At 57.2% G+C, this 25,819-nt stretch carries 19 protein-coding genes; 12 read left to right on the forward strand and 7 right to left on the reverse strand.

Going from position 1 to position 25,819, the window contains the following annotated elements:
- Positions 1–715: 715 nt before the first annotated feature.
- Positions 716–1,255: a helix-turn-helix domain-containing protein gene (locus tag DQG13_RS27585; RefSeq protein WP_113023417.1), complete on the forward strand. Its 540-nt coding sequence runs from the start codon at positions 716–718 to the stop codon at positions 1,253–1,255.
- Entirely contained in the window at positions 1,209–1,964 is a 756-nt protein-coding gene (locus DQG13_RS27590; RefSeq protein ID WP_220094455.1) for a transposase, read from the forward strand. Before DQG13_RS27585 ends, DQG13_RS27590 begins: the two co-directional genes overlap by 47 nt.
- A 240-nt stretch (positions 1,965–2,204) precedes the next feature.
- Here the strand turns inward: DQG13_RS27590 and DQG13_RS27595 are convergent, their stop codons facing one another.
- The 5 genes from DQG13_RS27595 to DQG13_RS27615 form a co-directional block, all read right to left on the reverse strand.
- Positions 2,205–5,132 carry an FAD-dependent oxidoreductase gene (locus DQG13_RS27595; protein ID WP_113023418.1) on the reverse strand — a complete coding sequence of 976 codons (2,928 nt, stop codon included), beginning with the start codon at positions 5,130–5,132 and terminating at the stop codon, positions 2,205–2,207.
- Positions 5,133–5,191: 59 nt separating this feature from the next.
- Positions 5,192–6,148, reverse strand: coding sequence for a carbohydrate ABC transporter permease (locus DQG13_RS27600; protein ID WP_258525897.1), 957 nt, complete (start codon positions 6,146–6,148; stop codon positions 5,192–5,194).
- Positions 6,149–6,161: 13 nt separating this feature from the next.
- Positions 6,162–7,085 (reverse strand): ABC transporter permease, encoded by a 924-nt coding sequence (locus tag DQG13_RS27605; RefSeq protein WP_258525898.1) that lies wholly within the window; start codon positions 7,083–7,085, stop codon positions 6,162–6,164.
- A gap of 94 nt (positions 7,086–7,179) precedes the next feature.
- On the reverse strand, positions 7,180–8,706 hold the full coding sequence (locus DQG13_RS27610) for an ABC transporter substrate-binding protein (RefSeq protein WP_113023419.1): 1,527 nt from the start codon (positions 8,704–8,706) through the stop codon (positions 7,180–7,182).
- A gap of 76 nt (positions 8,707–8,782) precedes the next feature.
- On the reverse strand, positions 8,783–10,216 hold the full coding sequence (locus DQG13_RS27615; RefSeq protein ID WP_181593034.1) for an ABC transporter substrate-binding protein: 1,434 nt from the start codon (positions 10,214–10,216) through the stop codon (positions 8,783–8,785).
- A 91-nt stretch (positions 10,217–10,307) separates the two neighbouring features.
- Here DQG13_RS27615 and DQG13_RS27620 point away from each other — a divergent pair, with 91 nt between their 5' ends.
- Both DQG13_RS27620 and DQG13_RS27625 read left to right on the forward strand, forming a co-directional pair.
- Entirely contained in the window at positions 10,308–12,161 is a 1,854-nt protein-coding gene (locus DQG13_RS27620; protein ID WP_113023421.1) for a cache domain-containing sensor histidine kinase, read from the forward strand.
- Positions 12,133–13,755: a response regulator transcription factor gene (locus DQG13_RS27625; protein ID WP_113023422.1), complete on the forward strand. Its 1,623-nt coding sequence runs from the start codon at positions 12,133–12,135 to the stop codon at positions 13,753–13,755. The genes DQG13_RS27620 and DQG13_RS27625 overlap by 29 nt, the downstream gene beginning before the upstream one ends.
- 976 nt (positions 13,756–14,731) lie before the next feature.
- Here the strand turns inward: DQG13_RS27625 and DQG13_RS27630 are convergent.
- A complete protein-coding gene (locus tag DQG13_RS27630; protein WP_113023423.1) occupies positions 14,732–16,003 on the reverse strand; it encodes a BaiN/RdsA family NAD(P)/FAD-dependent oxidoreductase in 1,272 nt (423 codons plus the stop codon).
- Between the two features lie 201 nt (positions 16,004–16,204).
- Between DQG13_RS27630 and DQG13_RS31655 the strand changes: the two genes are divergently transcribed.
- From DQG13_RS31655 to DQG13_RS31040, 6 genes are all read left to right on the forward strand, one after another.
- Positions 16,205–16,330, forward strand: coding sequence for a hypothetical protein (locus DQG13_RS31655; RefSeq protein ID WP_258525899.1), 126 nt, complete (start codon positions 16,205–16,207; stop codon positions 16,328–16,330).
- Positions 16,331–16,453: 123 nt separating this feature from the next.
- A complete protein-coding gene (locus DQG13_RS27635) occupies positions 16,454–16,888 on the forward strand; it encodes a BrxA/BrxB family bacilliredoxin (protein ID WP_113023424.1) in 435 nt (144 codons plus the stop codon).
- Positions 16,889–17,332: 444 nt separating this feature from the next.
- Entirely contained in the window at positions 17,333–18,121 is a 789-nt protein-coding gene (locus tag DQG13_RS27640; protein ID WP_113023425.1) for an adenine nucleotide alpha hydrolase family protein, read from the forward strand.
- A gap of 169 nt (positions 18,122–18,290) precedes the next feature.
- Positions 18,291–18,491: a hypothetical protein gene (locus DQG13_RS27645; protein WP_113023426.1), complete on the forward strand. Its 201-nt coding sequence runs from the start codon at positions 18,291–18,293 to the stop codon at positions 18,489–18,491.
- Positions 18,492–18,749: 258 nt separating this feature from the next.
- Positions 18,750–19,148: a holo-ACP synthase gene (acpS, locus tag DQG13_RS27650; RefSeq protein ID WP_113023427.1), complete on the forward strand. Its 399-nt coding sequence runs from the start codon at positions 18,750–18,752 to the stop codon at positions 19,146–19,148.
- Between the two features lie 97 nt (positions 19,149–19,245).
- A complete protein-coding gene (locus DQG13_RS31040) occupies positions 19,246–22,302 on the forward strand; it encodes an FAD-dependent oxidoreductase (RefSeq protein ID WP_181593035.1) in 3,057 nt (1,018 codons plus the stop codon).
- A gap of 175 nt (positions 22,303–22,477) precedes the next feature.
- On the opposite strand, the gene DQG13_RS27660 is transcribed toward DQG13_RS31040, so the two are convergent.
- Positions 22,478–23,344, reverse strand: coding sequence for an AraC family transcriptional regulator (locus DQG13_RS27660; RefSeq protein ID WP_113023428.1), 867 nt, complete (start codon positions 23,342–23,344; stop codon positions 22,478–22,480).
- Between the two features lie 182 nt (positions 23,345–23,526).
- Here DQG13_RS27660 and mutY point away from each other — a divergent pair, with 182 nt between their 5' ends.
- Together mutY and DQG13_RS27670 are read left to right on the forward strand one after the other, a co-directional pair.
- Positions 23,527–25,062, forward strand: a complete 1,536-nt coding sequence (mutY, locus tag DQG13_RS27665; RefSeq protein WP_397334025.1) for an A/G-specific adenine glycosylase — start codon at positions 23,527–23,529, stop codon at positions 25,060–25,062.
- Positions 25,059–25,811 (forward strand): metallophosphoesterase family protein, encoded by a 753-nt coding sequence (locus tag DQG13_RS27670; protein WP_113023430.1) that lies wholly within the window; start codon positions 25,059–25,061, stop codon positions 25,809–25,811. The genes mutY and DQG13_RS27670 overlap by 4 nt, the downstream gene beginning before the upstream one ends.
- The last annotated feature ends 8 nt before the right edge of the window (positions 25,812–25,819 follow it).

The raw sequence follows: 25,819 nt of genomic DNA on the forward strand, positions 1-25,819 counted from the left end.
CGCTTTACTCGTCGATCAATTCCCGTTTGTGCTCGACGAGTTTTAGGACCTTTTGGTCCTTTTCCATGGGGAACGAATTTACGAGACGTTGTACTAGGGCGTATGCAGACTCCGAGGGGAGCAGCTAAGGCCCGAATTTTCGTTCCAGGCAAGGCACTTTTGCGTGAGTTCACCGGGGGGACGTCAAGCGAAAGTAACGATAGCTCGGGGCGAAAGGAAAGTGAAAGATGCCCTTAAGCAGGTTTGCATACACGCCCTGGTGCAGCCCTGCGGAAATGTCCTGCGGATAAATCGGCCAGCAGCCGATCATCATGAGGTGAGGCAGGAAGCGAAGGCTTCGGCAGTGGAGCACGAATCCCCCTGAATGATAGCGAACAGCAAATGTATGCTATTTGGAAAAGGGATGGAAAAATCCCGAAATAGCGATCATAAAATGTACGCTAAACGAGAAAATGAGCCTCGAATCCGCCTGAAATGGGCAAATAGCATCCCTTTTATGTACGCTATTTGGCAATTATCAAGCGATATAGTGAAATAGCGTACATTGTTTGACGCTTACATGAGCAGCGCTCCACCGCAGCCTCCCCTCCCGGCCCCTGCTCCGGCATGCGCCCGTTGGATCAGAGGCTAGTGCACAATGGCTGAATTATCCAATGACTGTGAATCTATGATAAACTGAGATACAAATAGATTCATAGGATAGGATGGCCAAGTCATGAATAAACAAACAGCTATTACAATCGTATTAAGCGATCGGCAACGAAATGTACTGGAAAAGATGGCAAAAGGAACACATACGCCGCTGCATTTTATCGAACGAGCGAACATCATTTTACTGGCTGAACAAGCTGTCAACAATTGTGAAATGGCTCGCCGTCTAAGCCTTAGTATCGATACCGTAAAACGGTGGAGAAAGCGTTGGTCTACCTTTGCGGAGGAACTTCACCAAGTAGAAAACAATCGTCCACATGCGCTGAAATCCAAGATAGAAGCGGCTTTAACCGATGAACAACGGGCTGGAAGACCGTCCACATTTACAGCCGAGGAAATCGCCCATCTCATGACATTAGCCTGCCAAACACCCGAAAGCTTGAACCTGCCATTTAGCCATTGGACTCCCGGTTTGCTTGCTCGTGAAGCGGTAAGCCGCGGCATCATTTCCTCCATTTCGACGCGTCAGGTCGGGCGTTTTTTAAAACGAGGCGGATTTGAAGCCTCATCAAGTCAAGGGATGGCTCAATCCGAAGATCGATGATCTCGAACTGCACAAACAACAAGTGAAACAGGTTTGCGACACTTATAAGGAAGCATCGGAACTCGCCGGCAAAGGGGTCCACGTTCTATGCACCGATGAAAAAACGGGTATTCAGGCGTTAGAACGCGCACATGTCACGAAGCCGATGAAACCAGGGCGAGTGGAGCGCGTCGAGCAGGAATACATCCGGCATGGCACAACCAGTCTTACGGCTACACGTGATGTTGTCACAGGCAAGTTGATCGTTCCGATGATCCAAGCGACACGCAATGAAACGGATTACGTGGAGCATATCCGACAAGTTGTCCGTCTGGATCCTTCTGCTTCTTACCTGTTCATTATGGATCAATTGAACACGCATAAGTCCGAGTCCCTTGTCCGTTTCGTAGCTGCGGAGTGCGGCATATCGGAAGAAGGACTTGGCGAAAAGGGGAAGTTCGGTGTTCTGAAAACCATGGAATCCCGCGCTGCGTTTCTCACCGATCCTACCCATCGTATTCGTGTCATTTACACGCCTAAGCACTCTTCTTGGTTAAACCAAATTGAATGTTGGTTTAGCATTCTCTCACGCCGTTTGCTGAATAAACGCGCTAGCTTTGTGTCTGTTGAAGATTTGCAACAACGTATTGCAGCCTTTATTGCATACTACAACGAGCATCTGGCCAAGCCCTTTCGTTGGACCTATGCAGGAAAACTCTTGAAAATGTAGTTTCTATAGTGCGTTAGTTACGCCATTGTGCACTAGGAAATACGGGCCATAGCCGGGAGGGCATAAGAAGCGCTGCCGGATGCGGCAGGTTCGTATCCCCGTTTCGTTCCTTTGGCTCTGCAAGGGAAAACTCGGCTGTGCGTAATCGTTGGATCGGCACAGCCGGTTTGAGGGGTCTTCTCCGAAATGTCATCGGTCTTCGGTGCGGCGGGAACCGCAGCATGAGCGGCTAGTGAAGCATCAGCTGCGGTCTGCCGCCAGCTCCCGGCGGGCGGTCTCCCGGAAGAAGACGTGTTTGTCGCGCAGGAAGGCGGACAGCGCCTCCCGGCCCTTGGCGCTGCCGCAGCGGACGGCGGCCCGGGCCAGGCAAATTTCCGCGTGTGCCATCATATATTCGGCGTGGCCGACGGTGTGCAGCTCCAGAGCATAGCCGGTTACGCCGTCTCTGGACAGCAGCATATCCAGGGCGGCCGCCAACCGGCTGTCCGCCCGCTCGGCAGCGGCAGCGGCAATAGCCAGCATCCGCGTGTAGAAGGGAAGCTGCGGCATATCCTCCCGCTCCTGATCGTAGATGAACATCCACGGATGCTCGGGGCCGTAGCCTTCCGTTTCGGAGATCAGACGGGCCAACGCTTCCACAGGAGCATCATGGCCGGAGCGTCCGGCGAACATAACCAGCCTGTTCACAAGCGTGAAGTCATCGCCGAAATATTTGCCCCAGCGGAACTGGCCGCTGTACATATTCTGCATGGGCAGGGTGCGGTGCCGTCCGGCGGCAATGGCCTCCGCCAGCAGCCGGGCAATATCCTCGCCGCCCAGCTCGGAGCCGAACCATGCCAGCCCATGGGGAACGAAGCCGCGCCGGCCGGAGCGGTACAGCTCCTCCAGCGCCGGCAGCGCCTTCTCCGCCGGGCGGCGCAGCAGAGCCAGAAGGGCCGCCTCGTCTCCGTCGGCGGTCTGCTCCGCCAGCTCCCCGGCATCCGGCGGCTCCGGAGCGGAGAAGGCCCAATCCGGGAGAATCTCCAGCTCCCGCAGCTTCTCCTGCAGGGCGGGCAGGTCGATCTCCCGGACGCCGCAGCCCCGGGCCGCCGTCATGGAGGCAGCCAGGCCGATGGCGTAGCCGGCATTCTTAATGTCTGCATTCATCCGGCAGAAGCTGGTGGCATCCCGCTCGCCGGACATGGCCTTGGAGGCGACCAGCAGGCCTTCTACCCCGCGGGGAATAAAGCAGCCGTAGGGAATCCGCAGCCGGATTTCCTGCCCGGCGCCCAATCCCCCCAGCCGCGCCAGCGGGGAGGAGGTGAAGGCGTGGCTGTCCGCCCGGGTATTGGCCACAGCGATCACATCGTCATATACTTTGTTGTCCAAAATGTCGCGCAAGGTTAAGTAATGCTCCCCCAGCACCCGCCTGGATTCGCGGACAGTAACCATGGGCGAGATATGGTGGGGGGAGTTCCGGTAATGCCCGTCCCGGATGGCCCGCAGCCGCTCCGAATAGCGGTCCGGCCAGCAAATCCCACGGTCATTGTAGTAGCGGTTCATCAGGTAGCTGGGAACCGGATACAGCTCCATGCCCCACAGGCTGTAGCTCTGCACCATGCCGGTTTCCTCGTCGCCAATCTCATAGTCCGCCCCGGCGAAGCCGATCATGTCCGCATTGCCGGTGGTATCGATGGTAACTGCAGCCCGCACTGCAAACAGGCCGTCTTCATTGGCGGCAATAACCCCTTGCACCCGGTTGCCCTCCATCAGGGCCCCGCAGGCAATAGTGCCGGAAAAGACGGACACCTCATGACTCCTGGCGCAGTCGTTCAGGAAAGTGGCGTAGGGAACGCCGCCCTGCTCCTTCAGCTCCCGCTTGGTCTGGGCGAAGGCGTTGGACAATTCCCCGGCCTTGCTGCTGATGCCGCGGCGGTAGCCGTCGTAATAATCAATGACCCGCCCTACGGTATGGGTGCCGCCGAACAGGGAGTGAACCTCCAAAGCTGCTACCTTGCGGCCTGCTTCCGCCGCCGCCAGCATGGCCATGCCGCCGCCTGCGCCCACGCCAATCACGCATACATCCGCAGCGGCGGCCACAGGCAGGCAGGGAGCCAGCATACGGTCGGGAATCCGGTACAGCTCCACAGGCAGGCCGTCATCCTCGTAGACCGCCAGTTCCCCGATGTTGAACGGGAGCATTCCGCCCCGCAGAAGCAGCGTTTCATCCACTCCACCCTTCGGAGCTTCGTCCGCCTCAGTCCGGGGGGCGGCAGCGGCCCAATCGGCAATTTCCGCGGCCAGCTTCCAGGCATCGGCCACATGGCCCAGGCTGAAGCCCCAGGGGAGGGAGGGCAAGGCGCGGAGCCCTTCCAGATCCGCCGCCCCGGCCTCATCGCCGCCGACGATCAGGGCGTCATAAGCCAGGTGGCTGGTATGGGCCTCGGCAAAGCCGGGAGCATGTTTACGCAGGTAAGAAGAAATTTCCCAAGATTTGGATATGCGTTTCGTTTCCAATCTGCTGCGGGAGTCGAACAGGCTGCCCTCGTTATCCTCCTGGAAGGCAAATTCCACAAGAACCGTATCCTTGCGTGCAGACGGATGAAAGCGGAGGCTGCCCTGCACCAGCTTCAGTTCCTTCTCCGCACGGGAAAAATCGAAATCCGCAGCAGCGGCAGGATTGGCCTGCTCCATATCCAATGCCGCATTCACCTGTACTGCGCCGTGGGCATAGGACCGTCCGTCCAGAAGACGGAATAGCTGATGCCGTTCAGTGGCGTCCGCCACCCGACCTGCAGGCAGATGCACAACGCCCAAGGGGGTGCCCAGAACCACGCCGCTGATTTCCGCTCTGTTCCGGCTCACCCCTACGGGCACAGCGCCGTACAATACAGTCACCCCCGCCGCCTCCAGCTCGTCAATCAGCCATTGCCGCACCAGGCCGTCCGGCGCCTGGATTTCCTGGTCATTGCGCATGGCAAAAAGCCGGGAAAGCCACTGGGGACACTCCAGATTGAGCTTCTCCTCCCCTGCCGGATCAATGAAGGTATGGTTATAGGCGGCGATTTCCCGCCCCGGGTATTCCCGCTTCTCGGTCAATACAACATTCAATCCCTGTTGGGCTGCCTGAATGGCCGCCATGCAGCCTGCCAGGCTGGCTCCGGTGATTACAAGATCGATTGGTTTCATGATTACATCCCCCTATGAATAGAATATGGCTGCCGGGAAGGCAGCCATAGAATGTTCTCTTAACCCTTGACGGCGCCAATGGTAAGACCCTTGACGAAATATTTTTGCAGGAATGGATACACTAGAATAATTGGTCCGATACCGACAATAGCCATGGCCATGCGCACAGTCTCTGTAGGAATCCGCTCCAGCTCCTGGCCGACTACCGAAGCGTCCACCATGCCGGAGTTCAAATATTGAACCTCGGTGATTACCTTATACATTAGATATTGCAAGCTCACCAGCTTGTTGTTGCTGATAAAAATCATACTCGTGTACCAATCGTTCCAGTAGCGCAAGGTTTGGAACAAGCCGATGGTAGCCAGCACGGGAAGGGAGAGCGGCAGGATAATCCGCAGATAAATCCGCATCTCGCTGGCGCCGTCAATCTTGGCCGATTCGATCAGCGCCGCAGGTATGGTATTGGTGAAGAAAATCCGCATGATGATCAGGTTGAACGGAGAGATCAGCAAGGGAATAATCAGCGCCCACAGGGTGTTCTTCAGACCGGCCCCGCTGTAGAGCAGATACCAGGGCACCAGGCCGCCGTGGAACAGCATGGTGAAGAAGACGAAGAAGGCCATAAAATTCCGGTACGGCAGATCCCGGCGGGACAAGGGATAGGCGAACATGGATGAAAATATCAGGCTTAGGGTGGTTCCCAAAACAGTCACCAATGCGGAAATCCCGTATCCGCGGAAAATTTTGTCGGCATCCTTAAATAAATATTCATAGGAGTAAAGGGTAAACTTTTGGGGAATCAGGTTGTACCCGAACTCCAGAATCTCCTTTTCCCCGGTTAAGGAAACGGAAATGACCAGCAGGAACGGGAAGAAACAGGCGATGGTCAGAAGGATGAAAAGCAGATTCAGAACCAGGTTGGCCGGCATCGACACGGCGCTGGCGTCATAAAACTTTTTTTTCTTGCGAACCATCGGTGCGGCTCCGGCCGCTGCTTCCGATATACTTTTTGCCATGATGTCGCACCTCCTAGAATAATGCGTTTTCCGAATTTATTTTGCGTACAATCGCGTTGGTAGTCAGCACCAGGATCAGGCCAATGACGGATTGGTAGAACCCTGCGGCCGCCGACATGCCCACATTGCCGTTCTGCAGGAAGGAACGGTATACGAAGGTATCGATTACATTCGTTGTCGATTGAAGAGGACCGCTGTTCAGCGGAATTTGGTAGAACAGGCCGAAGTCGGCATTGAAGATTTTGCCAACGTCGAGAATGAACAGGATGGTAATTACCGGCAGCATCAAGGGAATGGTGATGCTCTTAATCTGCTGCCACTTGGTTGCTCCGTCGATAATGGCCGCCTCATAATATTCGTGGTCAATGGATACCAGCGAGGCCAGATAAACCACCATGGAGTAGCCGATGCCTTTCCACAGGTGAACAATAGGCAGAATGTAAATCCATGCCTTGGGCGTGCTGTACCAGGACAAGGGGTCAATGCCCAGGGGCTGAAGAATATTGGTATTTACATATCCTGAACCGCCGAAAAAAGCGTACACCAGATAACTGACCACAACATAGGAAAGAAAATGGGGGAACAGCAGGCTGCTTTGATAAATTTTCGCCAATCGCCGGTTCAATACTTCATTAAGCGCGATGGCCAGCGTAATCGGGATAAGTGTTCCGCTGACGATGAAAAACAGGTTGTACAGGATGGTGTTTTTGGTGGCGTTCATGGCTTCGCCGGTGCTGAAGAGATATTGGAAGTTCTCCAGGCCGTTCCAGGGGCTGCCGAATATGCCCTTGGCGTATGCGTAATCCTTGAAGGCCACAATGACTCCGAACATGGGAATGTAGTTGTTGAAAATCAGAATAGCAGTTGCGGGCAGCATCATGAGGTACAGCGCCCGGAATTTAGCCAAATTCCGAAAAAAACGGCTGGCATGCGCCATATGGCTTCATCTCCTTCTCCACAGGTCTCTATAGGCGGCAGCAGGGATGAGCTTGGCATACGCCCATCCCCGACTGCCTGCCGAAACGCTTTAATTACTTTTTGTTCTTGAGGAATTCATCCACTTGCTTCTGCTTCTCGGCGATGACCTTGTCCATACCCGCCTTCTTAAGCTTCTCAATATATTCCGGAAGCGCCTTGGCCGGGTCCAATACCCCGGTTCCCAGCCCGTCATTGTATTCCTTGTAAATATTGACGATGGCCGATTCTTCGTTTTTCACATTGGTGGCGTCATAGGTGAAGCCCAGCAGCGGGGAAACCTGCGCGCTCTTGTTGTACGCCTGGAACTTCTCCCATTTTTGGGGGTCCTCGTTATCGTACAGATAGTTCAGGAACTGGTTGCCGATCTTCCAGTTGATGCCGGGGGCATAATTGGCAGCCTGATCGGTTTTCTTGACTACATTGTCGCTGACCTTGGTATAGTGGGTTCCCTCGATACCCATAACCAGCGTGTTTAGAATCTCCTTGTCGCTGTGCAGCAGATTCAGGAGCATCATGGCCCGTTCCGGATTCTTGGAGGTTCTGGAAATGGAGGTCATGGCGCCGGCAGGACCTGTAGCGGCAACGTACGGGGTGGTAATATCCACCTGAACAAATTCATAGTTGCGGCTGGCGCTCATTTCCTTGTCCTTGCCCGGCTTCAGGCTTTGCCATTGGGCAAACAGCGTTCCTGCCTTCACATAGGCGGATGCGTCCGTCTGGGTGGTGGGGTCTTTTTGGAAGAAGCCCTTTTGGTTCCAGGAGCGCATCAATTCATAGATTTCCCTGATTTCAGGAGTATCCCATTGGTTGAAAACTGTGGTGTCCTTGCCGATGGCGATGGCTCCGGGCACGTTCCGGTTGCCGATATACTCGAAGGGGGCGAATACCGGAATATTGCCTGTTCCCCAGAAGGGAACCACAGTGGCCGGCTCTTTCTCCTTGATGGTCTGCAGCATCGGCTCCAGATCCTTCAGGGTTTTAATCTTGGAGATATCGAAGCCGTATTTGTCCACCATGCCCTTATGCAGCACTACGCCTTGATGGGCGGCAATTTCCTTCTGCACCGGAACGGCGAAATACTTGCCGTTGATCTGGGAGCCCTGCAGCATAACCGGGTCTATGCTCTTCTTGATATCCTGGCCGTACTTGTCCAGGAGGCTGTTCAACTCCAGGAAGTTCCCGGCTGCGGCCTTGGCGCTGAAGCCGTCGGAGGCGGCAGTGAAGATCAGGTCGAAGGGTTCGTTGCCTGCTACCATCAAATTGATCTTCTGCGCCCAGCTGCCGTAATCCACGGGATAAAGCTTGATAGTGGCATTGATCTTGGGCTTCAGCAGCTCGTTCAGCTTGGCTTCCACTGCGGCCTGATCCTTCTGCTCGGAGCCGCCGGAATAGTAAAAGCTTAGCTCCACCGGCTTCAGATCAGCGGGATTAACAGTGGCGGCTGCCGTCGCTCCAGCGGATGCGGCCGGACTGGAAGTATTGCTTGCATTGCTGCTGTCATCGCTTCCGCATCCGGCTAAAACCGCGCCCATGGGAAGTGACAGCGCCAAGAGTGATGAAACCAGTTTTTTGTGTTTCATGATACCCCTCCGTATGTTTATTGATTGGCTACGGTTTCATTATAGGATGGCCCGCCGGGGAAATGAATAAAGATATCTACTGCGGGCTTTGAATATCTAATGTGTTCCGGCTGTACCGCCGCATGGGATGGAGCGGATCGAAATCCTCCTCGGTATAGTCCGCCAAACTAATATAGTTCTTGTACACAATATCGCTTAAATATTGGTTATGCTGTGCGGTCAGCTGGCTGAGGCTATCCAGGGGCCCAGCCCGCTCGGCCATAATATCCGAGTAGGAGCTCATCCGTATGGTGTCCCCCGAGGTCCAGGATACGATGAACTTGGGCTCCCGGGGATAGGGGGATTCCTTCTCCCCGGGAAGAAATTCCTTCAGCCAGTTGGGAGTGGATTGGGCCTCCAGTCTGGCTTTTTGGGGAAGGGGGATCAGCTCGCCCTGCTCGTACATTTTACTCAGGTAGTCTATGGAATGCAGATAGTTCCACAGCTCGCCTGCTTCTTTGACATACGGCGTGCCGGATGAGATTACAAAAGGATGCTGGATGGACACCATCAGAGCCCCGGTTTGGCTGCCGGGCACAGTCTGGGGAGGGATGGCAATGCCGGTTCCAACGGCGGTTGTGTTGCGGGCCAGCTCCAGGTATTCCCGGTTGGTCATATGCATCATGCCGATGCTGCCTTGGCGGAACTGGGCCAGAGCCGTCTCCCGCATCAAGGTGGTTTCGCCGGGAAACAGCCCGCCGGATTTCTTCAGGTCCAGCATGGTATTGAACCAGGAACGGTATATGGTGAAATCATAGCTTCCCTTGGCAAAGTCAAAATAATACAGGCTGCTGGAGGTACTGGCGGTTTCCATAGCCAGCCGGTAGGTTTCGATATCGCCGCCGGGCAGGGCGAAGCCGTATATCCCGTAGCCCGTGTTCCTGCCGGATATAAGGTTGGCGGTTTCCTTCAGCTTGTCCAGGGTGGCGGGCGGACTGTCCGGGTCCAGCCCGGCTTTGGCGAACAGATCCTTGTTATAGACCAGACGGAGGGTGATCAGCTCCGAGGGCAGGGAATAGAAGTGATTGTTAATCCGGGAATAATCGATGGCCCACTCCGGATATTCCGCCAGAATGGACGGGGCGGCCACATTGGACAAGTCCATGAGCCAGTTTTTGTAGACATAGGTGCTGAGCCAGCCCGGGGATGCCTGGAAAATATCAGGGCTTTGTCCGGAGGTCAGGAGCATGTTCAGATTCTCGTCGTACCGCTCCCGGGGGAGGCTGACCAGCTCCACCTGGTAGTCTGTATGCTCCAGATTGTATTGCCGGATCAGTTCCTCCAGAAGCTGGGAGTGGACGCTGGACTGGACAGCCAGCTTCAACACGGTGGGGGTTATTCCGTTGCCCGGGGATGTCTCGTGAACAGACGGTAGCCGGTCGCCGGAGGAGCCGCTGCAGCCCGGCGTCAAGGCAAGGGCTGAGGCCAGAGCCAGCGGGAGAAGAGGATGGCGGAAAAAAACCGATTTCAAAATAACAACTCCTTCACGTATAATGGAAAGCGGAAGTCTGTCGGCGTCAAAGGATGCCGGTAGGCATTTATCCTCGGGGAGGGCCTGAACTATGGCTGCCATATTCCGCATGATGTCCCGATATGTTCCATTCTACCACGTCAGCCTCAAAAATAGGCTGCTGCTTTATTTTTTGCTGCTGGTCATTTTGCCGACCTCCATTATTTCCGTAACCATCTATGTCAATTCCGATCAGACGATTAAGGAAAATATCAGCATTTCCGTGCAGCAGAATCTGGTTATGGTAGAGAGTATGGTTCTCCAGAAGTTTGAAGAGATGAACACCCTGATGGATTCCATCTATATGAATGCCCAGATGACGGTGAAGCTGTCGGCGGAGCGGCCGGCCAACCAGATCGGCATTGTCAATGAGCTGGCTGATTTGGACAAGCTGGTCTCCGGCTATGTGCTGAATAATGGAGGCAGCCGGTATCTTCCCAAGCTGTATATGGTTAACCGACCCGAATACCTGCAATACAATTTTTCCAAATATGTGACCGCTCTGAACATCATTGAACAAGAGCCCTGGTATACCCGGCTTCCGCCCAAGGCGCGTTATATGGTCATCGGGCTGACCAAACAACCCGCTGCCCGGGATTCCGCCTACACCATGAAGCTGGGGAAACGGCTGTTCGGCATAAACAACATCGCTCTGCCTTATTCCGCGCTGCTGACTCTGGAGGCCGACATTACGGAGTTCAACCGCATCTTGTCCCAATTGAAGCCGTCGGCCAACAGCTCCATTTTTATTCTGGACGAGTCCGGCGCCGTTGCGGCGAGCCCCGATCTGTCGCTTCTGGCCTCCAATCTTTCGGATATCCCCTATATCCGCGAGATTATGTCGAAGCCGGAGGAGACGATTATGGACTCTACGGAAATGGATGTGAACAAGGAGTCCTCTCTGGTTACCTTCCGCAAAATAAAGGGAACCGGGTGGACGGTGGTCAGCGTTTCGCCCATGAGCGATCTGAATGGCAAGCTGCTTGCCATCCGCAATGTGATGTACGCCGTATTGGGCTTGTGCATGGCATTGGCGGTGATCATTGCCGTGATTCTCTCCAACAGCATTACCCGGCCCATCCTGCAGGTGATCCGCTCCATGTCCTATGCCAAAAGCGGCAATTTCGATGTGGAGGTGGAATATAAGCCCAAGGATGAGTTTTCCCATCTGGTGAACCAGTACAATAAGATGATCCGGCAAATCAAGGAGCTGTTCCACAAGCTTTATGTCAGCGAGGTCAAAAAGAAGGAAGCGGAGCTCAAGGCGCTCCAGGCCCAGATCAACCCGCATTTTTTGTACAACACCTTGGATTCCATCAATTGGATTGCCCTGCGCCATAAGGTGCCGGAAATCAGCAAAATGGTCACCTCTTTGTCGGACTTTTTCCGCTACAGCCTGAACAAAGGGAATACGATTATTTCGGTGCAGGACGAGCTGAATCAGGTGAAGAGCTATCTGGCCATCCAGCATATCCGCTTCCAGGAGCGCCTGTCCTATACCATCGAAGCGGAACCGGAAATAGCCGGCTGTTATACCATCAAGCTGATCCTGCAGCCGCTGGTGGAAAACTCCCTGATCCACGGCATTGAGAAGCGGCTTGGTCCCGGAACCATTGGCATCAAGGCCTATCTCACGGAGGGATGGGTGCGGATTGAGGTCCGGGATGACGGCATCGGGGCGGATGTGGAGCTGCTCAATGCCATGCTGGACAGTCCGGAGGAGGCCGGGGGCAAGTCCTTCGGGCTGAACAATGTGCATCAGCGTATCCGGCAAGCCTTTGGCAGAGAGTCAGGCTTGCGGTTCGCGGCTAATCCGGAGCAGGGAATCACAGCGATTGTATCCTTCCCGGCAATAATGAATATGGAGGAGGCGCGCCATGATCTGGAAGATGATTATCGCGGATGATGAGATGAATGTGCGGGAGGGTCTGCGGGAGGTAGTGGATTGGGCAGCCATGGGCATTGAGGTGATTGCCCTTGCGGCCAACGGCCAGGAGGCGTATGACCTGTGCATCGCCCACAAGCCGGATATTCTGCTTACGGACATCCGGATGCCCATGTTCGACGGGCTGGAGGTATCCGCCCGGCTGAAGGAAGCCACACCCTTGCTCCGCATTATTATTATTAGCGGAATCCAGGATTTTCATTACGTGAAAACAGCCTTGAAGCTGGAGGCGGACGGGTATTTGCTGAAGCCCATTAAGCTGGACGAGCTGACGGAAACGGTGAGCCAGGTAGTGGCCTCCATGGAAGCGGAGCGGGCGCGCAAGCTCCAGGTGGAGCGGATGGAGCAGAATTTGAAGGAATCCATGCCTGTTCTGAAGGAAAAATTCATGGCTGATCTGCTGACGGGGATTTTTAAAAACAGGGAGGAAATCAGCCGGAAGCTGGCTTTTTTCCATATTCCTCTGGAGGAAACGGGGGCCTGGAAGATTGCCTTGCTCCAAATGGATGACTACGAGCAGGCGGTGGAGCTGTACAGCGAGAAATACCGCAATTTGTTGGGGTTTTCCGTGAGGAATATTATGGATGATATTCTTAAAAGTAGAAAAAACGGCGTGGCGGTAACGTTGAAGGAGGATGAGTACGCGGTGCTTTTTTCCTCCTCGGATACGGAGGACAGCAAGATACCGGATATTTGCCAGGAGATGATCCAATCCATTGCCGCCTATCTGAAAATCCCCATGTCCGCAGGCATCGGCAACAGGGTCAATGATTTGGCCGAGCTGTATCTGTCCTGCCAGGAGGCCCGTTCCGCGGTAGAGTATAAATTTTTTACCGGCAGAGGGTCCTTGGTGGATATCCGCGACATCGGCAGCGCCCGGATGGCTCTGGATGTCAGCTCCATGTATGACGGCCAGGCCAAGGTAATCCAGATGATGCGGCTGGGGGATACGGAAACCGTCCGGAACAAGGCCGGGGAAATTCTGTCGGCCCTGCGCTCCAACCGCTCGCTTCCGGCAGGCTACGTGCAGAGCATCTGCGTGGAGCTGGTGACGCTGGCCTCCAAGGCGTTCCTGGAGCTGGGGGAGGAGGTGGAGACCACCGGTCTGTCCCTTCCCAACATGATCCAGGACATCTACCGCCAGGACAATGCGGCGGACCTGACGGAGCTGGTGCTGGATTTCCTGGAGCAGATGACTCTTTATATGGCCAAGCGCCACAAGAACAAGAACAGCGCCACCATCAAGAAAATCAAGGATCTGATTGCCGCCAAATATATGGAGAACCTGACGGTGGCCCGCATCTCAGAGGAAATCTTCCTGTCCCCCAACTATATCAGCCTGGTGTTCAAGAAGGAGACAGGGGAGAGCGTCACGGAATATCTCACCAAGGTGCGGATGGAGGCGGCCAAGGAGCTTCTGCTGGACAAGGATCTGAAGATTCTCGACATCTCGGAAATGGTGGGCTACGAGAACGCCACCTACTTCAGCACCGTGTTCAAGAAGCATACAGGGCTGCATCCGCAGAAGTATCGCTCGCTGTATCAGACGGAGTAGGGGGAGGGCTCGGCTCCTCCAGCCGAGCCGCGGCAAAACCCGCCCTTTAGGAGGGCGGGCCCAGCTTGAGGGGCAAATTCCCTCTGCTGGAGGAGCCGCGCAGGGCAATCGCATTAGACTAAGGCAGAGGGAGCGCGGAAGCCGGGTTTTCGTATCCAGGTTTTGTATGCGTCAGAAGGACAAAACCTTCCCGAATGTCCGTTGGAAAGTGGACATCGCGGCTGCAAAGGTTGCTCTGGGATACATGTCTATATATGGTAGTAGAATAGCGTTTGTTTTCCGTATATTGTGTTTTGTGAGCGAAGTAGGGAAGGGAAGAGCTATTCTGCCGATGTCCACTATATGAAAGACAAAATTCGCAAAATGTCTACCGTGAAGGAACAAAACCACCAGAGCAATCACGTTAGAAGCGCATAGAGGCGTGTTTCGTACAAAGTCTAATGCAATTGCTCTGAGGAGCCGAGGTCTGCATCTTAAAGGGATTTTAGGAGTCCTTGTTGTCTGGCGCGGGCACATTATGCTCTCAATTCCAAATTACTTGTTATCTGCTTTTAGTGACAACATCTCCGATGTATGGTAGATGGTGGCGGGATGTTGGGAATGTGGGGGAATATGGAATAATACCCATAATGCAAAAGTACACTTATTTCTCGGGTCAGCCGCTGAAACGGAGGGTATCATGCAAAAGTGCAGTTAAATCACGCGGATTTCAGCTTTTGGGGCGGTTTCAAGCGAAAATAAGTGCACTTTTGCAAGAAGAGAGCGAAAAAGAGGGCTCACGGCCCAAAATAACTGCACTTTTGAGCACTTTTGCATGATAACATTGGAAGATGCTGGATCTACAGCAGGATGGCGCTCAAGACAGTTAGGGTGTATGGGCAATAGCTGAGTAGTTACGATGTTAGTCCGTCCAGGTAATCATCGCATCCCGCATCTCTATTTGACATCTTTGGCAAAAAACCGGCTTTCCGTTGCGTCAACCGTTTCCCCTGACCAGGGAGGCCGCGCCGCAGCCGGCGGCATGTCCGGTGCTGAACGCTGCGGTAATGTTGTAGCCCCCGGTATAGCCGTGGATGTCCAGCACCTCGCCGCAGAAGAACAGCCCCGGCATCAGCTTGGACTCCATGGTCCCGGGATGGACCTCCTTCAGGTTCACTCCGCCGCCGGTGACGAAGGCTTCCTCCAGGGACAGGGTTCCGGAAATCTGCAGCGGAAAAGCCTTCAATACCTGGGCCAAGGCCTGGACCGGCTGCTTGGGCAAATTGTCGCCGGTGATCTCCTCCCGCAAGCCCGATTTGGCCAGGAGAATCGGGATCATCCGCTCCGGGAGAAGCCGTTTCAGCACATTTTTCAGCGCCTTCTTGGGCTCCTCCTGGGCAAGTCCGCTGATCCGATTGTACAAGGCCTCGGCGGATTCCTCCGGGAACAGGTCCAGAGTGAGCTTCACGGCGGAGAGGTCAAACTGCTTTTTTACTTTATATACGAATTGGCTGCACCTTAGGGCGGCGGGACCGGACAGGCCGAAGTGGGTAAAAATCACATCGCCCCGATGCACCGCCGCCGTTTTGCCCTTGGGGGTCCAGACCGACACGGCAATGTCCCTGAGGGAAATCCCCTGCAGCTCCTTGCTCTGGATGAAGGTGTCCCGGGAGACCAGGGGAACCTCGGTGGGAAATAGCTCGGTGATGGTGTGCCCAGCCGCCTCCGCCCAGGCATAACCATCCCCTGTGGAGCCCGTGTGGGGAACGGACTTGCCGCCTACGGCCACAATGACAGCTTTGCTCCCGATGGTTTCGCCGGAGCGGAGTTTGACCCCTGCCGCCCTGTTTTCCTCAAAAAGTACTTCCGCCACCGGCTGGTTGACCCGGATATCCACATGAAGCGCCCTTACCCGGTCTACCAGTGCGCTTACCACTGTTTTTGCTTTATCCGTCACGGGGAACATCCGGCCATTGTCCTCTTCCTTCAGCGGGATGCCCATCTCCTCAAAAAACGCCATGATCTCGCGGTTGCCGAAGGCGGCCAGCGCGCTGTACAAAAACCGCCCGTTGCCGGGGATATGCCGGATCAGCTCCTCCAGCTCCTTGGCGTTGGTGACATTGCAGCGCCCGCCGCCGGAGATGCCCAGCTTGCGGCCCAGCTTATCTCCCTTGTCCAGCAGCAGGGTCCGCGCTCCGCGGCTTGCGGCGGCAATGGCCGCCATCAGCCCGGAGGGGCCGCCGCCGATTACGATTACATCATATAGCATGGGAAAGGCCTCCAATATCCTACTTGACATATAAACCTATGGTGCCTAATCCGCCTCGCTAAGTCAAGCCGGTGGGGATCGGCGTTTGGGGATAGTCCTGCGCTACAAACCATGCTCCATGTCATAGTCCATTCGGCTCCCGCGCATACTAACGCTGGCAGCTGGCAACAGCGCTTATCCGACAACCGGAAGGAGATGACGATGATGGCCAACAAAGGAACCTCCAAAATGGAAAAAACCAAGGATTCCCTGAAGAACTTCAAGCCGAACCGGAACAAAACGGCGGAGGATAAAGCCATTGACGGGCCCAACGCCCCGGCTGAATAAAACGCTCTTCTCCGGCTGCGTTCCGTTATAGGTCAATCCGGTTGCGCGAACAGGTCCGGCATGTGATAATACTACTTAAGATTAATTCTCATTAGAAAATTAAACTTAAGGAGTGAAAGGTACATGTCGATGACATTTGATGCGTATATGCGCGATGTGGTGCAGCCCATGCGCGATGAGCTGACACGCCTGGGCGTGAAGGAGCTGCGGACCCCGGAGGAAGTAACGGAAGCGCTGGATATTGCCGAAGGAACCGCCATGGTGGTGGTCAATTCCGTATGCGGCTGCGCCGCGGGCAACGCCCGTCCGGCGGTGGCGGCGGCTTTGCAGCACAGCAAGGTGCCGGACCGGCTGTACACGGTGTTCGCCGGCCAGGATAAGGAGGCGACAGCCAAGGCGCGGGAATATTTTGCGCCGTATCCGCCGTCTTCTCCCTCCATTGCCATCCTGAAGGACGGCAAGCTGGTTCAGCTGATAGAGCGGCACCGGATCGAGGACCGCACCGCCGGCGAAATCGCCGCCGACCTCAAGGACGCCTTCGACCAGTTTTGCGGGTAAGCAGCGGGCCAAACCCGAGGCTGAACGCGGCAAGGAGTTTATCCGTTCCGGTTTTCCGGGGCGGATTTTTGCTGTACTGGGGGGACCGTGGTTTCTACCTGAGCAGACAGAGAATCCGTTATGGAGCGCTGAACGGGTCCGCGAAAAACTCAAAACCGGCAAAATGGGAAAAATAACGGAAGCTGAGTCCGGATACATCTTCCCTCTCCCCTCCGCCAGCCGCAAGGCAGCCGCCGCTACTGCTGGCGTCCAAACAAACGGCCCGGCTTCAATTCCTTTCAAACTGCCAATTCTGCTCTTGAAATCCTCACCGGGAGGTCTATACTAGAAGCAGACGGATTTTTGAGTCAGGTTATATGACCTGAGTGGCGGCGAATTGTGGTAATGTGAAATTTGATAACTAATCGGGTTATGGATTATGACCGAAGGAAGGGTGGATGGACTATGAGCCTGCAGGAGGAGATTATTGCCCGTTTTGGGGTGAGGCCGGCAATTGATCCGGACCAGGAAATCGGAAGGCGGGTGGATTTCCTGAAGCGCCATGTCACACAAGCGGGAGCCCGCGGCCTGCTCATTGCCATCACCTGCGAAGCGGACAGTGCGGTTGCTGCGGCCTTGTGCAAACGTGCCGCCGATTCTCTCACGGAGGAAACGGGCGGCACCTTTCTGGCGGTGGGCGTGCTCCAGCCGTACGGCGAGGAGCCGGAGCTGGAGGCTTGTTATGCCTTGGCCAAGGCGCTGGACCTCCAGCACATCATCGAAACCAATATAGAGGATGCGGTGGGCGAAATTTCCCTGGAGGCGGAATTTGGCCTGAAGTCCATCGGCATCCACCAGCATTTAAGCCGCGGCGGCAAGGAGCAGGTGAAGTCCCGTACCCGGAGCATCATGCAGGGGGCCCTGGCAGGCGAGCTGAACCTGCTGGTGGCAAGCGCAGACCACGCCTCCAAAGCAGCGGCAGGATTGTTTGCGGAGGAGGCGAGGAGCACCGATGTCAGGCCGTTGGCCTCCCTTTCCGGCAATCAGGTGGGCCAATTGGCCGCACATCTTGGAATTCCCCTGACGGCGGAGAACGGGCCGAAGGCCGGGACGGGTTTTCCCGGGGCAGGCGTAAGCCTGGAGGAATACAGTCTTTATCTGGAGGGCGGCACACTTCCCGCCGGAACTCAGACAAAGCTGGAGGAGCAATACCGGCGCGCCCACCATAAGGGTACGCTGCCCCCGGGAATCTGACTGCGGCTGCACATATCTTTTTGCCGGAAGCCGACTACGGTTTTGCGCATCTGTTCACGGAATCTGACCGCAGCCCCGCGCCTCCTGCTCCCGGAATCCGGCTGCCGCTCCGCGCATCCTTCCTCCCGCTTTAGGGAAAGCTACCTTCTTAGAAGGGAGGGAGCCTGCCATGGATAAAGAGGAAATCCGGGAACTGGAGCCCAAGTATATAGGCAATACGCGCCATCTGACCGAAGGGGAAGCGGGGGAGATTGTGCATGATCCTGCCAACCATGTGGAGGATGAAGAAGATCCGCTGACCAATGTTGCCAGGGTGGCGCTTGGTTTTGTGAACCGCGAGAACGGCGCCAACGGCAACGAATGGCAATAAGATTCTGCACGACAAAAAAGTCCGCTGCATCCGGCTAAAACCGGGGGTGGCGGATTTTTTTGCAAAAAATGCAACGCGGCTCCCCAAAAAACACCCAAAATTCGCTTCCCAGTCCCTAACGGGTAAAAATTGCACGTCTGGTCTTGGTAAGTGCCCGCGGATGATGTAAACTGGTAAAATAATGCCGTTTTTCTCAAAAACATAAAGAAAACGCCCACAGGGCAGGCATACTCTTGCAATGCGAACGGAGGCGGCAGTTTGATCAGGGGCATCGGCATGGACTTGGTGGAAATAGACCGGGTCCAATCAATTATGGAGGGCCCGTCCGGAGAGCGGTTTGTCAGCCGGGTGCTGACCGCCGGGGAGCAGAGGCTTGTATCGGAGCGGAAAAGCAGGGCCGCGGAGTTTGTCGCCGGGCGCTTCGCCGCCAAGGAAGCGGTTGTAAAGGCATTGGGCACCGGCATTAGCGCAACGGTGGGGCTGCAGGATGTGGAGGTTTTGCCGGATCAGGGCGGCAGGCCGACTGTTGTATTGTCGCGAGGGGCGCTGGAGCGGCTGGGTTATGCTCCCGGTGCGCTTAAGCTCCATCTCAGCATCACCCATACCCGGGATTATGCGGCCGCGTATGCGGTGGCCGAGACTGCCGATGGCATGTAGTTGAGGTACCTTTTCATCTGAAGCAGGAAACCAAATGAACAATCACGTCTGCCCGGCAGACGAGGCATACAGGCAAAAGAAAGTGAGGAGAAGCAGCATGAATCGGGCATTATCCGCAAGTTCCCGCCCGGGGCTTATCCATGATCTGGAGGCGGGCACCTTCGATTTGCTGATTATCGGAGGGGGAATTACCGGGGCGGGAATCGCATGGGACGCAGCCAAACGGGGGCTTAAAGCTGTGCTGATTGAGCAGGGGGATTTTGCGTCGGGAACCAGCAGCCGCTCCACCAAGCTGATTCACGGCGGCCTCCGGTATTTGAAAAAGGGCGAGATCCGGCTGGTCCGGGAGGTGGGACGGGAGCGGGAATGGCTTTATGGAAGCGCCCCCCATCTGCTTACCCCGGCCCCCATGCTGCTTCCGCTGTACAAAGGCGGCACCTTCGGGTATTGGAGCGCTTCTGTCGGCCTTGCGGTCTATGACCGTCTGGCGGGTGTGCTGAAAAAAGAGCGGCGGGTGATGCTGCGTGCGGGCAGGGCGGCCAAGCAGGAGCCTTTGCTCAAGGGAGAGGGCTTAAAGGGCGCCGGCCTATATTACGAATACCGTTCCGACGATGCCCGGTTGACCGTGGAGGTGCTGAAAACAGCCAACCGTCATGGGGCATTGGCGATCAACTATATGCAGGCGGTGGATTTTCTCTATTACAAATCCAAGGTTTGCGGGGTTAAGGCCGTTGACAGGCTGAGCGGCATGGAGGTGGAGATCAGGGCCAAGAAGGTGGTTAATGCCGCTGGTCCCTGGGTGGATTTGGTGCGGGCCAAGGATCATGCCATCCGGGGCAAAACCCTGCTCCTGACCAAGGGCATCCATCTGGTTGTGAGCCAGAGCAAGCTGCCGGTGAAGCAGGCGGCCTATTTTGATGCGCCGGACGGACGGATGATTTTTGTGATTCCCCGGGGCAAAAAAACCTACATCGGCACCACCGATACCGTGTTTAACGGCGATCCCAACCATGTTCGGGTGACGGAAAGCGACCGTGACTATCTGCTGAAGGCGGTGACGGCGGTATTTCCCAGGGTAAAGCTGACCGCCAATGATGTGGAGTCCATGTGGGCGGGCCTGCGTCCGCTGATCCATCAGGAGGGGAAAAGCCCATCGGATATTTCCCGGAAGGATGAAGTCTGGGAATCCCCCTCGGGACTGATCACCATCGCCGGGGGCAAGCTGACCGGCTTCCGCAAAATGGCGGAAAAAACGGTGGATGCCATTGCAGACCGCATTGCCGCCGAGTCCCGGCAGACTTTTGCCCCGTGCACCACGGACAGGGAGATCATCAGCGGGGGAGATTGCGGGCGCTGTGAAACCTATGAGGAGCAGCGGGAGCAGCTGCTGGAGCATGGTGTCAAACGCGGGTTGAACGCCAAAATGGTGAACGAGCTGTTGGACCGGTACGGCTCCAATATGTCCAAAATCTATATGCGGCTGGCGGAGCTGGACGCGGGCTTCCGCACCTGGAAGCCCGAGCCTCCTGCGGCGAGACGAGCCGGAGGCCGGAGGATGCCGGAAGGCGGCGCGCCCGAGGTAGCGCCGGACAGGGAGAAGCGGCCTCCGGCGGCGCGGGAAGAGGAGCGGGGGCGGGCTGCCGCGGCCGGGGACAGAAGCCGGCCGGCGGAGCCGGTGCGGCCGAAACAGTCCGACACGGGAACTGTCAGCCTCCCGAGGACGGAAGCATCGGGGCGGAACGCTTCGTCATCCGCTTCATCCGCCTCATCCATGAGCCGCAAGCCTGCCACCCCGGAAAACGGCAAAATCAGCGCCGGGGAACGGGCGGCCTGGATCGAGGAATGGAACCGCCGGGAGCAGCAGGCGGCGGCCGCATCCAATGCGGAGGAGCGGGCCCGCTGGATTCGGGAATGGAACCAGCGGAAACGTCTTGCCGAAGAGACGGGGCTGGAATTGACCGACGGGGCCGCAGAGGCTGAAGAGGCTGAAACCGGAGAAGAGGAAACCGGGGAAGCGGGAGCAGCAGGAACTGGAACCGCCAGAGGAGCAGGAGCGTCAGAAGGAGCAGGAGCCATTGCAGGAGCGGAAGCTGCCGCAGAGAGCGGGGAGGCTTTCGTGGAGCGGGAGCGGGAAACCCCTGCTGCACCACCCCGTCAGAAAGCCGCTTCCGGCTCTGTGGAGGAGGCCTGGCGCCAGCTGGAGGAGCTAACCGGGAGTCTGCGGCATGGGGAGCCGTCACGGACGGCAGCGGACAGCGGCGGTTATGAGCGGGCCGCAGCCGAGCCTCAGGGCCGGGAAGCGTCGGAGCGCCTTAGCCTGCGCAAGCGGGAAGCGCCTGGGGAAGAGGAATCCGGCCGCAGGGAGAAGGTTTCTTACGGCGATGATGGAGCAGAAGCTTTCCCCGGGCAGAACAACGGCTGGAACGATGAAGAGACCCGGGGCCGCCGGTGGAGCGAACCGGAGGCGGCCGATGAGCGGGGCTGGTCTGAAGAAGCGGAGGCCAGGAGGGGTGAACCGGAGACCGGGGCGGAGATAGGCGCACGGTGGGGGACGCCTTGGGCGGAAGCCGAGTGGCGGCGGGCGGAAACGGATGCCGATAGGAGCGCCTTCCAGGAGCAGGGCGAATGGGATCAGGCTGAAGCGGACAGCCGATGGGATGGGGCCGAAGCGGCTGCGGACGGGGAGGACCCCTCTGATGCCGAAGCGGGCTGGGAAGCCGAAGATCAGGGAGACTGGGCCGATCTGGCCGATGATTCGGCTGCTGATCCGGCTGCTGATCCGGCTGCTGGGCCCAATGAGGCTTCCGGCGTACAGCAGGAGGAGTCCTCCTGGCGGGATGACCGGGCTGAACCAGAGGCCGGAGAAGCGGTGGAAACGGACGACTACTTCAATTCGCTGGAGTATAAGCTGCTGAAGGCGGAGATCCAATACTGCGTGGAGGAGGAAATGGCCGTGCAAGCGGCTGACTTCCTGATCCGGCGCACCGGGCTGCTTTACTTTGACCGGGAGCGGGCGGAGGAAATCGCCATTGACGTAATCGAGATTATGGCGGAGCTGCTGAACTGGAGCGAGGACGAAGTGATGAACCAGAAGCTTCAGCTGGCCAAGGAATGGGAGTTGGCGACCAGCGCCTTCAAGTGGGAGCAGGATTGAGCCGGCGGGGGGTTATCCTGGAAGCGGAAATTTGCCGATTAAGCGCCGCTGAGTTCCGCTACGGTTTGGGTATAGCGAGGGAACGAGGTAAAGAGGCGGTTGCTGCAAACGGCAAAAAAACCGGATGGACGCCGGAGGGCGGGCCATTCGGTTTTTTTCATAAAGTGGCGGCGCCTCATTCGTCCTTCCGGTTGAGCGGGGCCAGCCGGTTGCGCTTGGCGTAGTCGCGGGGAGAGATGCCTTCGATTTTTTTGAAAATGCGGCTGAAATAAAACTCGTCGGTATAACCCACGCTTTGGGCGATGGCCTTGAGCCGGTAATCCGAGAGGGCCAGCAGCTCCTTGGCCCGGTCAATGCGCAGGTGGGTCAGGTATTCGATGGGGCTGTAGCCGACGGATTTTTTGAACAGGCGGGAATAGTGGCTAGCGCTTAGGCCCGCCATCTGGGCCAGTCCCTCCAGGGTCAGCTGCTCCTGATAATGGCTGATCATGTAGTCCTGGGTATGGTCGATGGCCACGGTGGTATCTCCGGCAAGCTGCTGGGCCCGGAAATCCTGGAGCAGCGCCAGCAGGAATTCATGAAGATGGATGGCCCGGCGCATGGCGGTCATGTGGCCGCGGCGCTGCCACAATCTGTCCAACTGCTCCAGCAGTTGGATCAGCTGCGGCGTATTATGGACGGAGTAGGCTCCCTCCAGGGGAAAGGGACATTCCTCGGCCGGGCGGGCGATCCATTTTTCCTTTTCCCAATAGGCTTCCGTATAATTGAACCGCAAAAAATAATATTCCAGCGGATTGTCCGGCTCATGACAGCGTTCGATGCGCATGCCGGGATGGTGGAAGAAGATTTTTCCGGGTTCGGCGGGATAAGGAGTGCCGTTGATGGTGAAGGTGCCTTTCCCTTTGACAATCAGCCAGATGGAATGGTATTTCATCACCACCAGGGGACGCTTCCAGTCGCGGGCGGCTTTTTGATGGCCGATGAGCAGGATATTGATGACCAGCCGGTTCAGTCTGGCGGCCAGGTCTCCGATATTTAGCATGGGCTGCCTCCGATTTGAGTTGAAATTGTCCGCAAAACATGAGACGCTATCCTGTAAAGCCAAGGTTATGGCGGATATCTGCAGTGCATGTAAAGAAAGTATAAGTTTTGCCGCGAGGTAAAATCAATAAGCTTCTGTGAAATGACCGGCAGTAAAGCAAACAAGGAGGAACCACAATGAATATGCAGCATGAGGAATTGGCGCAGGAGCGGTTCTCGTTGCCTTTGCTTGCGTGGTACAAAGCCGGGAACCGGGACCTGCCCTGGAGAAGAAGCCGGAACCCTTACCATATCTGGGTGTCCGAGATTATGCTGCAGCAGACCCGGGTGGAGACGGTGATTCCGTTTTTTAACCGGTTTATGGAGCTGTTCCCGACGGTGGACAAGCTGGCGGATGCGCCGGAGGAGCAGGTGCTGAAGGCCTGGGAGGGGCTTGGCTACTATTCCAGGGCGCGGAATTTGCAGGCGGCTGCCCGGGAGGTTCGGGACCATTTTGGCGGGGTTGTGCCGGATACACCGGAGGGGATTGCCAGCCTGAAGGGGGTCGGACCGTACACCGCCGGGGCGATCCTGAGCATTGCCTATAACTTGCCGGAGCCTGCGGTGGACGGCAATGTGATGCGGGTGCTGTCCCGGTATTTTCTCCTGGAGGAGGACATTGCCAAACCCTCCACCCGCATCGGGATTGAAAAATTGGCCCGTTCCCTCATTCCGCCGGGAGAGGCGGGGGGGTTCAACCAGGCGCTGATGGAGCTGGGGGCTACTATCTGCACGCCCAAGTCGCCCCATTGCCTGCCGTGCCCGGTGATGGAGCATTGCGCCGCCCGTTTGGAGGGCCGGGCGGAGGAACTGCCGCTGAAGGCGAAAGCCAAGCCGCCCCGGCCGGAGCGCCGCGCCGTTGCCCTGGTGGAGGGCGCGGGCGTTAACGCCGGGCGCATTCTGGTTCGCCAGCGGCCTGCGGACGGGCTGCTGGCGCGGATGTGGGAGCTGCCTCATGTGCAGCTCCCGGAGCTGGCGCTTGCCGAAGGCGGTGATGCCCGTGAGGGCATCGCCGCTGCTGCGGCAAGCCAGGGCGGCCGGGGCCGGGGCGTAGCCCGCCGGCCGCGGGGTTCCGCCGCCGGAGGCATGGCGGCGGCATCGGCGGAAGCCCATGGCCGGGCCATGGGCTTCCTGGCGGCGACGCTGGCGGCGGAGGACGGCGCGGCGGTCCTGCCGGTGGAATGGCTGATGGATGCGGAGCATCTGTTCAGCCATATCCGGTGGGACCTGGCCGTCTACCGCTGCCGCCCGGCGCCGGGTTTCGGCGGCGTCGGCGCAGCAGCGGCGGCCAACCGCGCAGCGGAGAGCGCCGCTGTGTACAGCGCCGCCTCTGTCGGCGGCAATGATGCGCCGGGCGGTGCAGGCGCGGATGGCGCCGCTGCTGCTGCCGGCAATGCTCCGGAGCTTGACGGCGATACCGCCGCTAGCGGCATCGTCGCGGATAATGCCGCTGCTGCCGGCTTTGGCAGCGCCGCAGATCCCGCCGCCGATGCCGGCCCGGACTTTGCCGCCGGAGCTCTGGTGCCCGCGCCGCATACGCTCCCCTCCCGCGGCGGCCTGCCGCCCCGCTACCGCTGGATGAGCTGGGATGAACTGGACCAGCTGGCATTCCCCAATGTGTTTTTGCGCATCCTGAAGACGTACCGGGAAGCATTTGAAAATGGAGGCGTTTCTCGATGAAGCTTGCGTTTATCTCCGATATTCATGGTAATTACCATGCCCTGGAGGCGGTGCTGATGGATATTGCAGCCGTCCGGGCGGACAAAATCTACGTGCTGGGGGATCTGGTGTTCAAAGGGCCCAAGCCTGCCGAATGCATCCGGAAAATCCGGCAGCTCAATACTGTTGTGATCCAAGGAAATATTGACGAGTTGGTGGGCTGCAATGCCATTCAGCCCGGCTTTGCCAAGACGGAGGAGCAGAGAGCGGCGCTTTTGGAGGAAATGGAATGGACCCGCAGCCGGTTAACTTCGGATGAGCTGGAGTATCTGGCCACCCTGCCCTTTTCCCATGAAGAGGAGCCGGTGGAGGGCTTGCGCTTCCGCATGGTCCACGCCAATCCCCGCAATCTGCTGGAGCAGGTGCTGCCGACAGATGAAGAGGAGCAGGTGCTGGCCCGCATGTTCGAGGGGACGGAGGCCGGCATCGCTCTTTACGGGCATATCCATATGCCTTACATCCGCCACATCGGCGGCAAGGTGGTAGCCAACACCGGCAGCGTGGGTCTTCCCTTCGACGGCAACCCCGCAGCATCCTATGCCTTGCTGGAGGTTGATGAGCCTTACGCAGGCTCCGCCGTTCCTGCCTTTTCTCTTGGCATCCGCCGGGTGCCATACGACGTGGAGGCGGCGGTGGGCGCCTTTGAGGACTCGGGCCATCCCTTTGCAGAAGCAATGATTAGCGCGCTCCGGGCAGGCAAACGGCCCTGACCATTGGC

The organism is Paenibacillus sp. YN15 (genome assembly GCF_003285005.1).
Classification (GTDB): domain Bacteria; phylum Bacillota; class Bacilli; order Paenibacillales; family NBRC-103111; genus Paenibacillus_AR.

What these genes read in the sequence shown, in the direction of transcription:
- DQG13_RS27585 (WP_113023417.1), top strand. Translation starts at nt 716, where the DNA reads ATGAATAAACAAACAGCTATTACAATCGTATTAAGCGATCGGCAACGA.
- DQG13_RS27595 (WP_113023418.1), bottom strand. Translation starts at nt 5,132, where the DNA reads ATGAAACCAATCGATCTTGTAATCACCGGAGCCAGCCTGGCAGGCTGC.
- DQG13_RS27600 (WP_258525897.1), bottom strand. Translation starts at nt 6,148, where the DNA reads ATGGCAAAAAGTATATCGGAAGCAGCGGCCGGAGCCGCACCGATGGTT.
- DQG13_RS27605 (WP_258525898.1), bottom strand. Translation starts at nt 7,085, where the DNA reads ATGGCGCATGCCAGCCGTTTTTTTCGGAATTTGGCTAAATTCCGGGCG.
- DQG13_RS27610 (WP_113023419.1), bottom strand. Translation starts at nt 8,706, where the DNA reads ATGAAACACAAAAAACTGGTTTCATCACTCTTGGCGCTGTCACTTCCC.
- DQG13_RS27620 (WP_113023421.1), top strand. Translation starts at nt 10,308, where the DNA reads ATGGCTGCCATATTCCGCATGATGTCCCGATATGTTCCATTCTACCAC.
- DQG13_RS27625 (WP_113023422.1), top strand. Translation starts at nt 12,133, where the DNA reads ATGATCTGGAAGATGATTATCGCGGATGATGAGATGAATGTGCGGGAG.
- DQG13_RS27630 (WP_113023423.1), bottom strand. Translation starts at nt 16,003, where the DNA reads ATGCTATATGATGTAATCGTAATCGGCGGCGGCCCCTCCGGGCTGATG.
- DQG13_RS31655 (WP_258525899.1), top strand. Translation starts at nt 16,205, where the DNA reads ATGATGGCCAACAAAGGAACCTCCAAAATGGAAAAAACCAAGGATTCC.
- DQG13_RS27635 (WP_113023424.1), top strand. Translation starts at nt 16,454, where the DNA reads ATGTCGATGACATTTGATGCGTATATGCGCGATGTGGTGCAGCCCATG.
- DQG13_RS27640 (WP_113023425.1), top strand. Translation starts at nt 17,333, where the DNA reads ATGAGCCTGCAGGAGGAGATTATTGCCCGTTTTGGGGTGAGGCCGGCA.
- DQG13_RS27645 (WP_113023426.1), top strand. Translation starts at nt 18,291, where the DNA reads ATGGATAAAGAGGAAATCCGGGAACTGGAGCCCAAGTATATAGGCAAT.
- DQG13_RS31040 (WP_181593035.1), top strand. Translation starts at nt 19,246, where the DNA reads ATGAATCGGGCATTATCCGCAAGTTCCCGCCCGGGGCTTATCCATGAT.
- DQG13_RS27660 (WP_113023428.1), bottom strand. Translation starts at nt 23,344, where the DNA reads ATGCTAAATATCGGAGACCTGGCCGCCAGACTGAACCGGCTGGTCATC.
- mutY (WP_397334025.1), top strand. Translation starts at nt 23,527, where the DNA reads ATGCAGCATGAGGAATTGGCGCAGGAGCGGTTCTCGTTGCCTTTGCTT.
- DQG13_RS27670 (WP_113023430.1), top strand. Translation starts at nt 25,059, where the DNA reads ATGAAGCTTGCGTTTATCTCCGATATTCATGGTAATTACCATGCCCTG.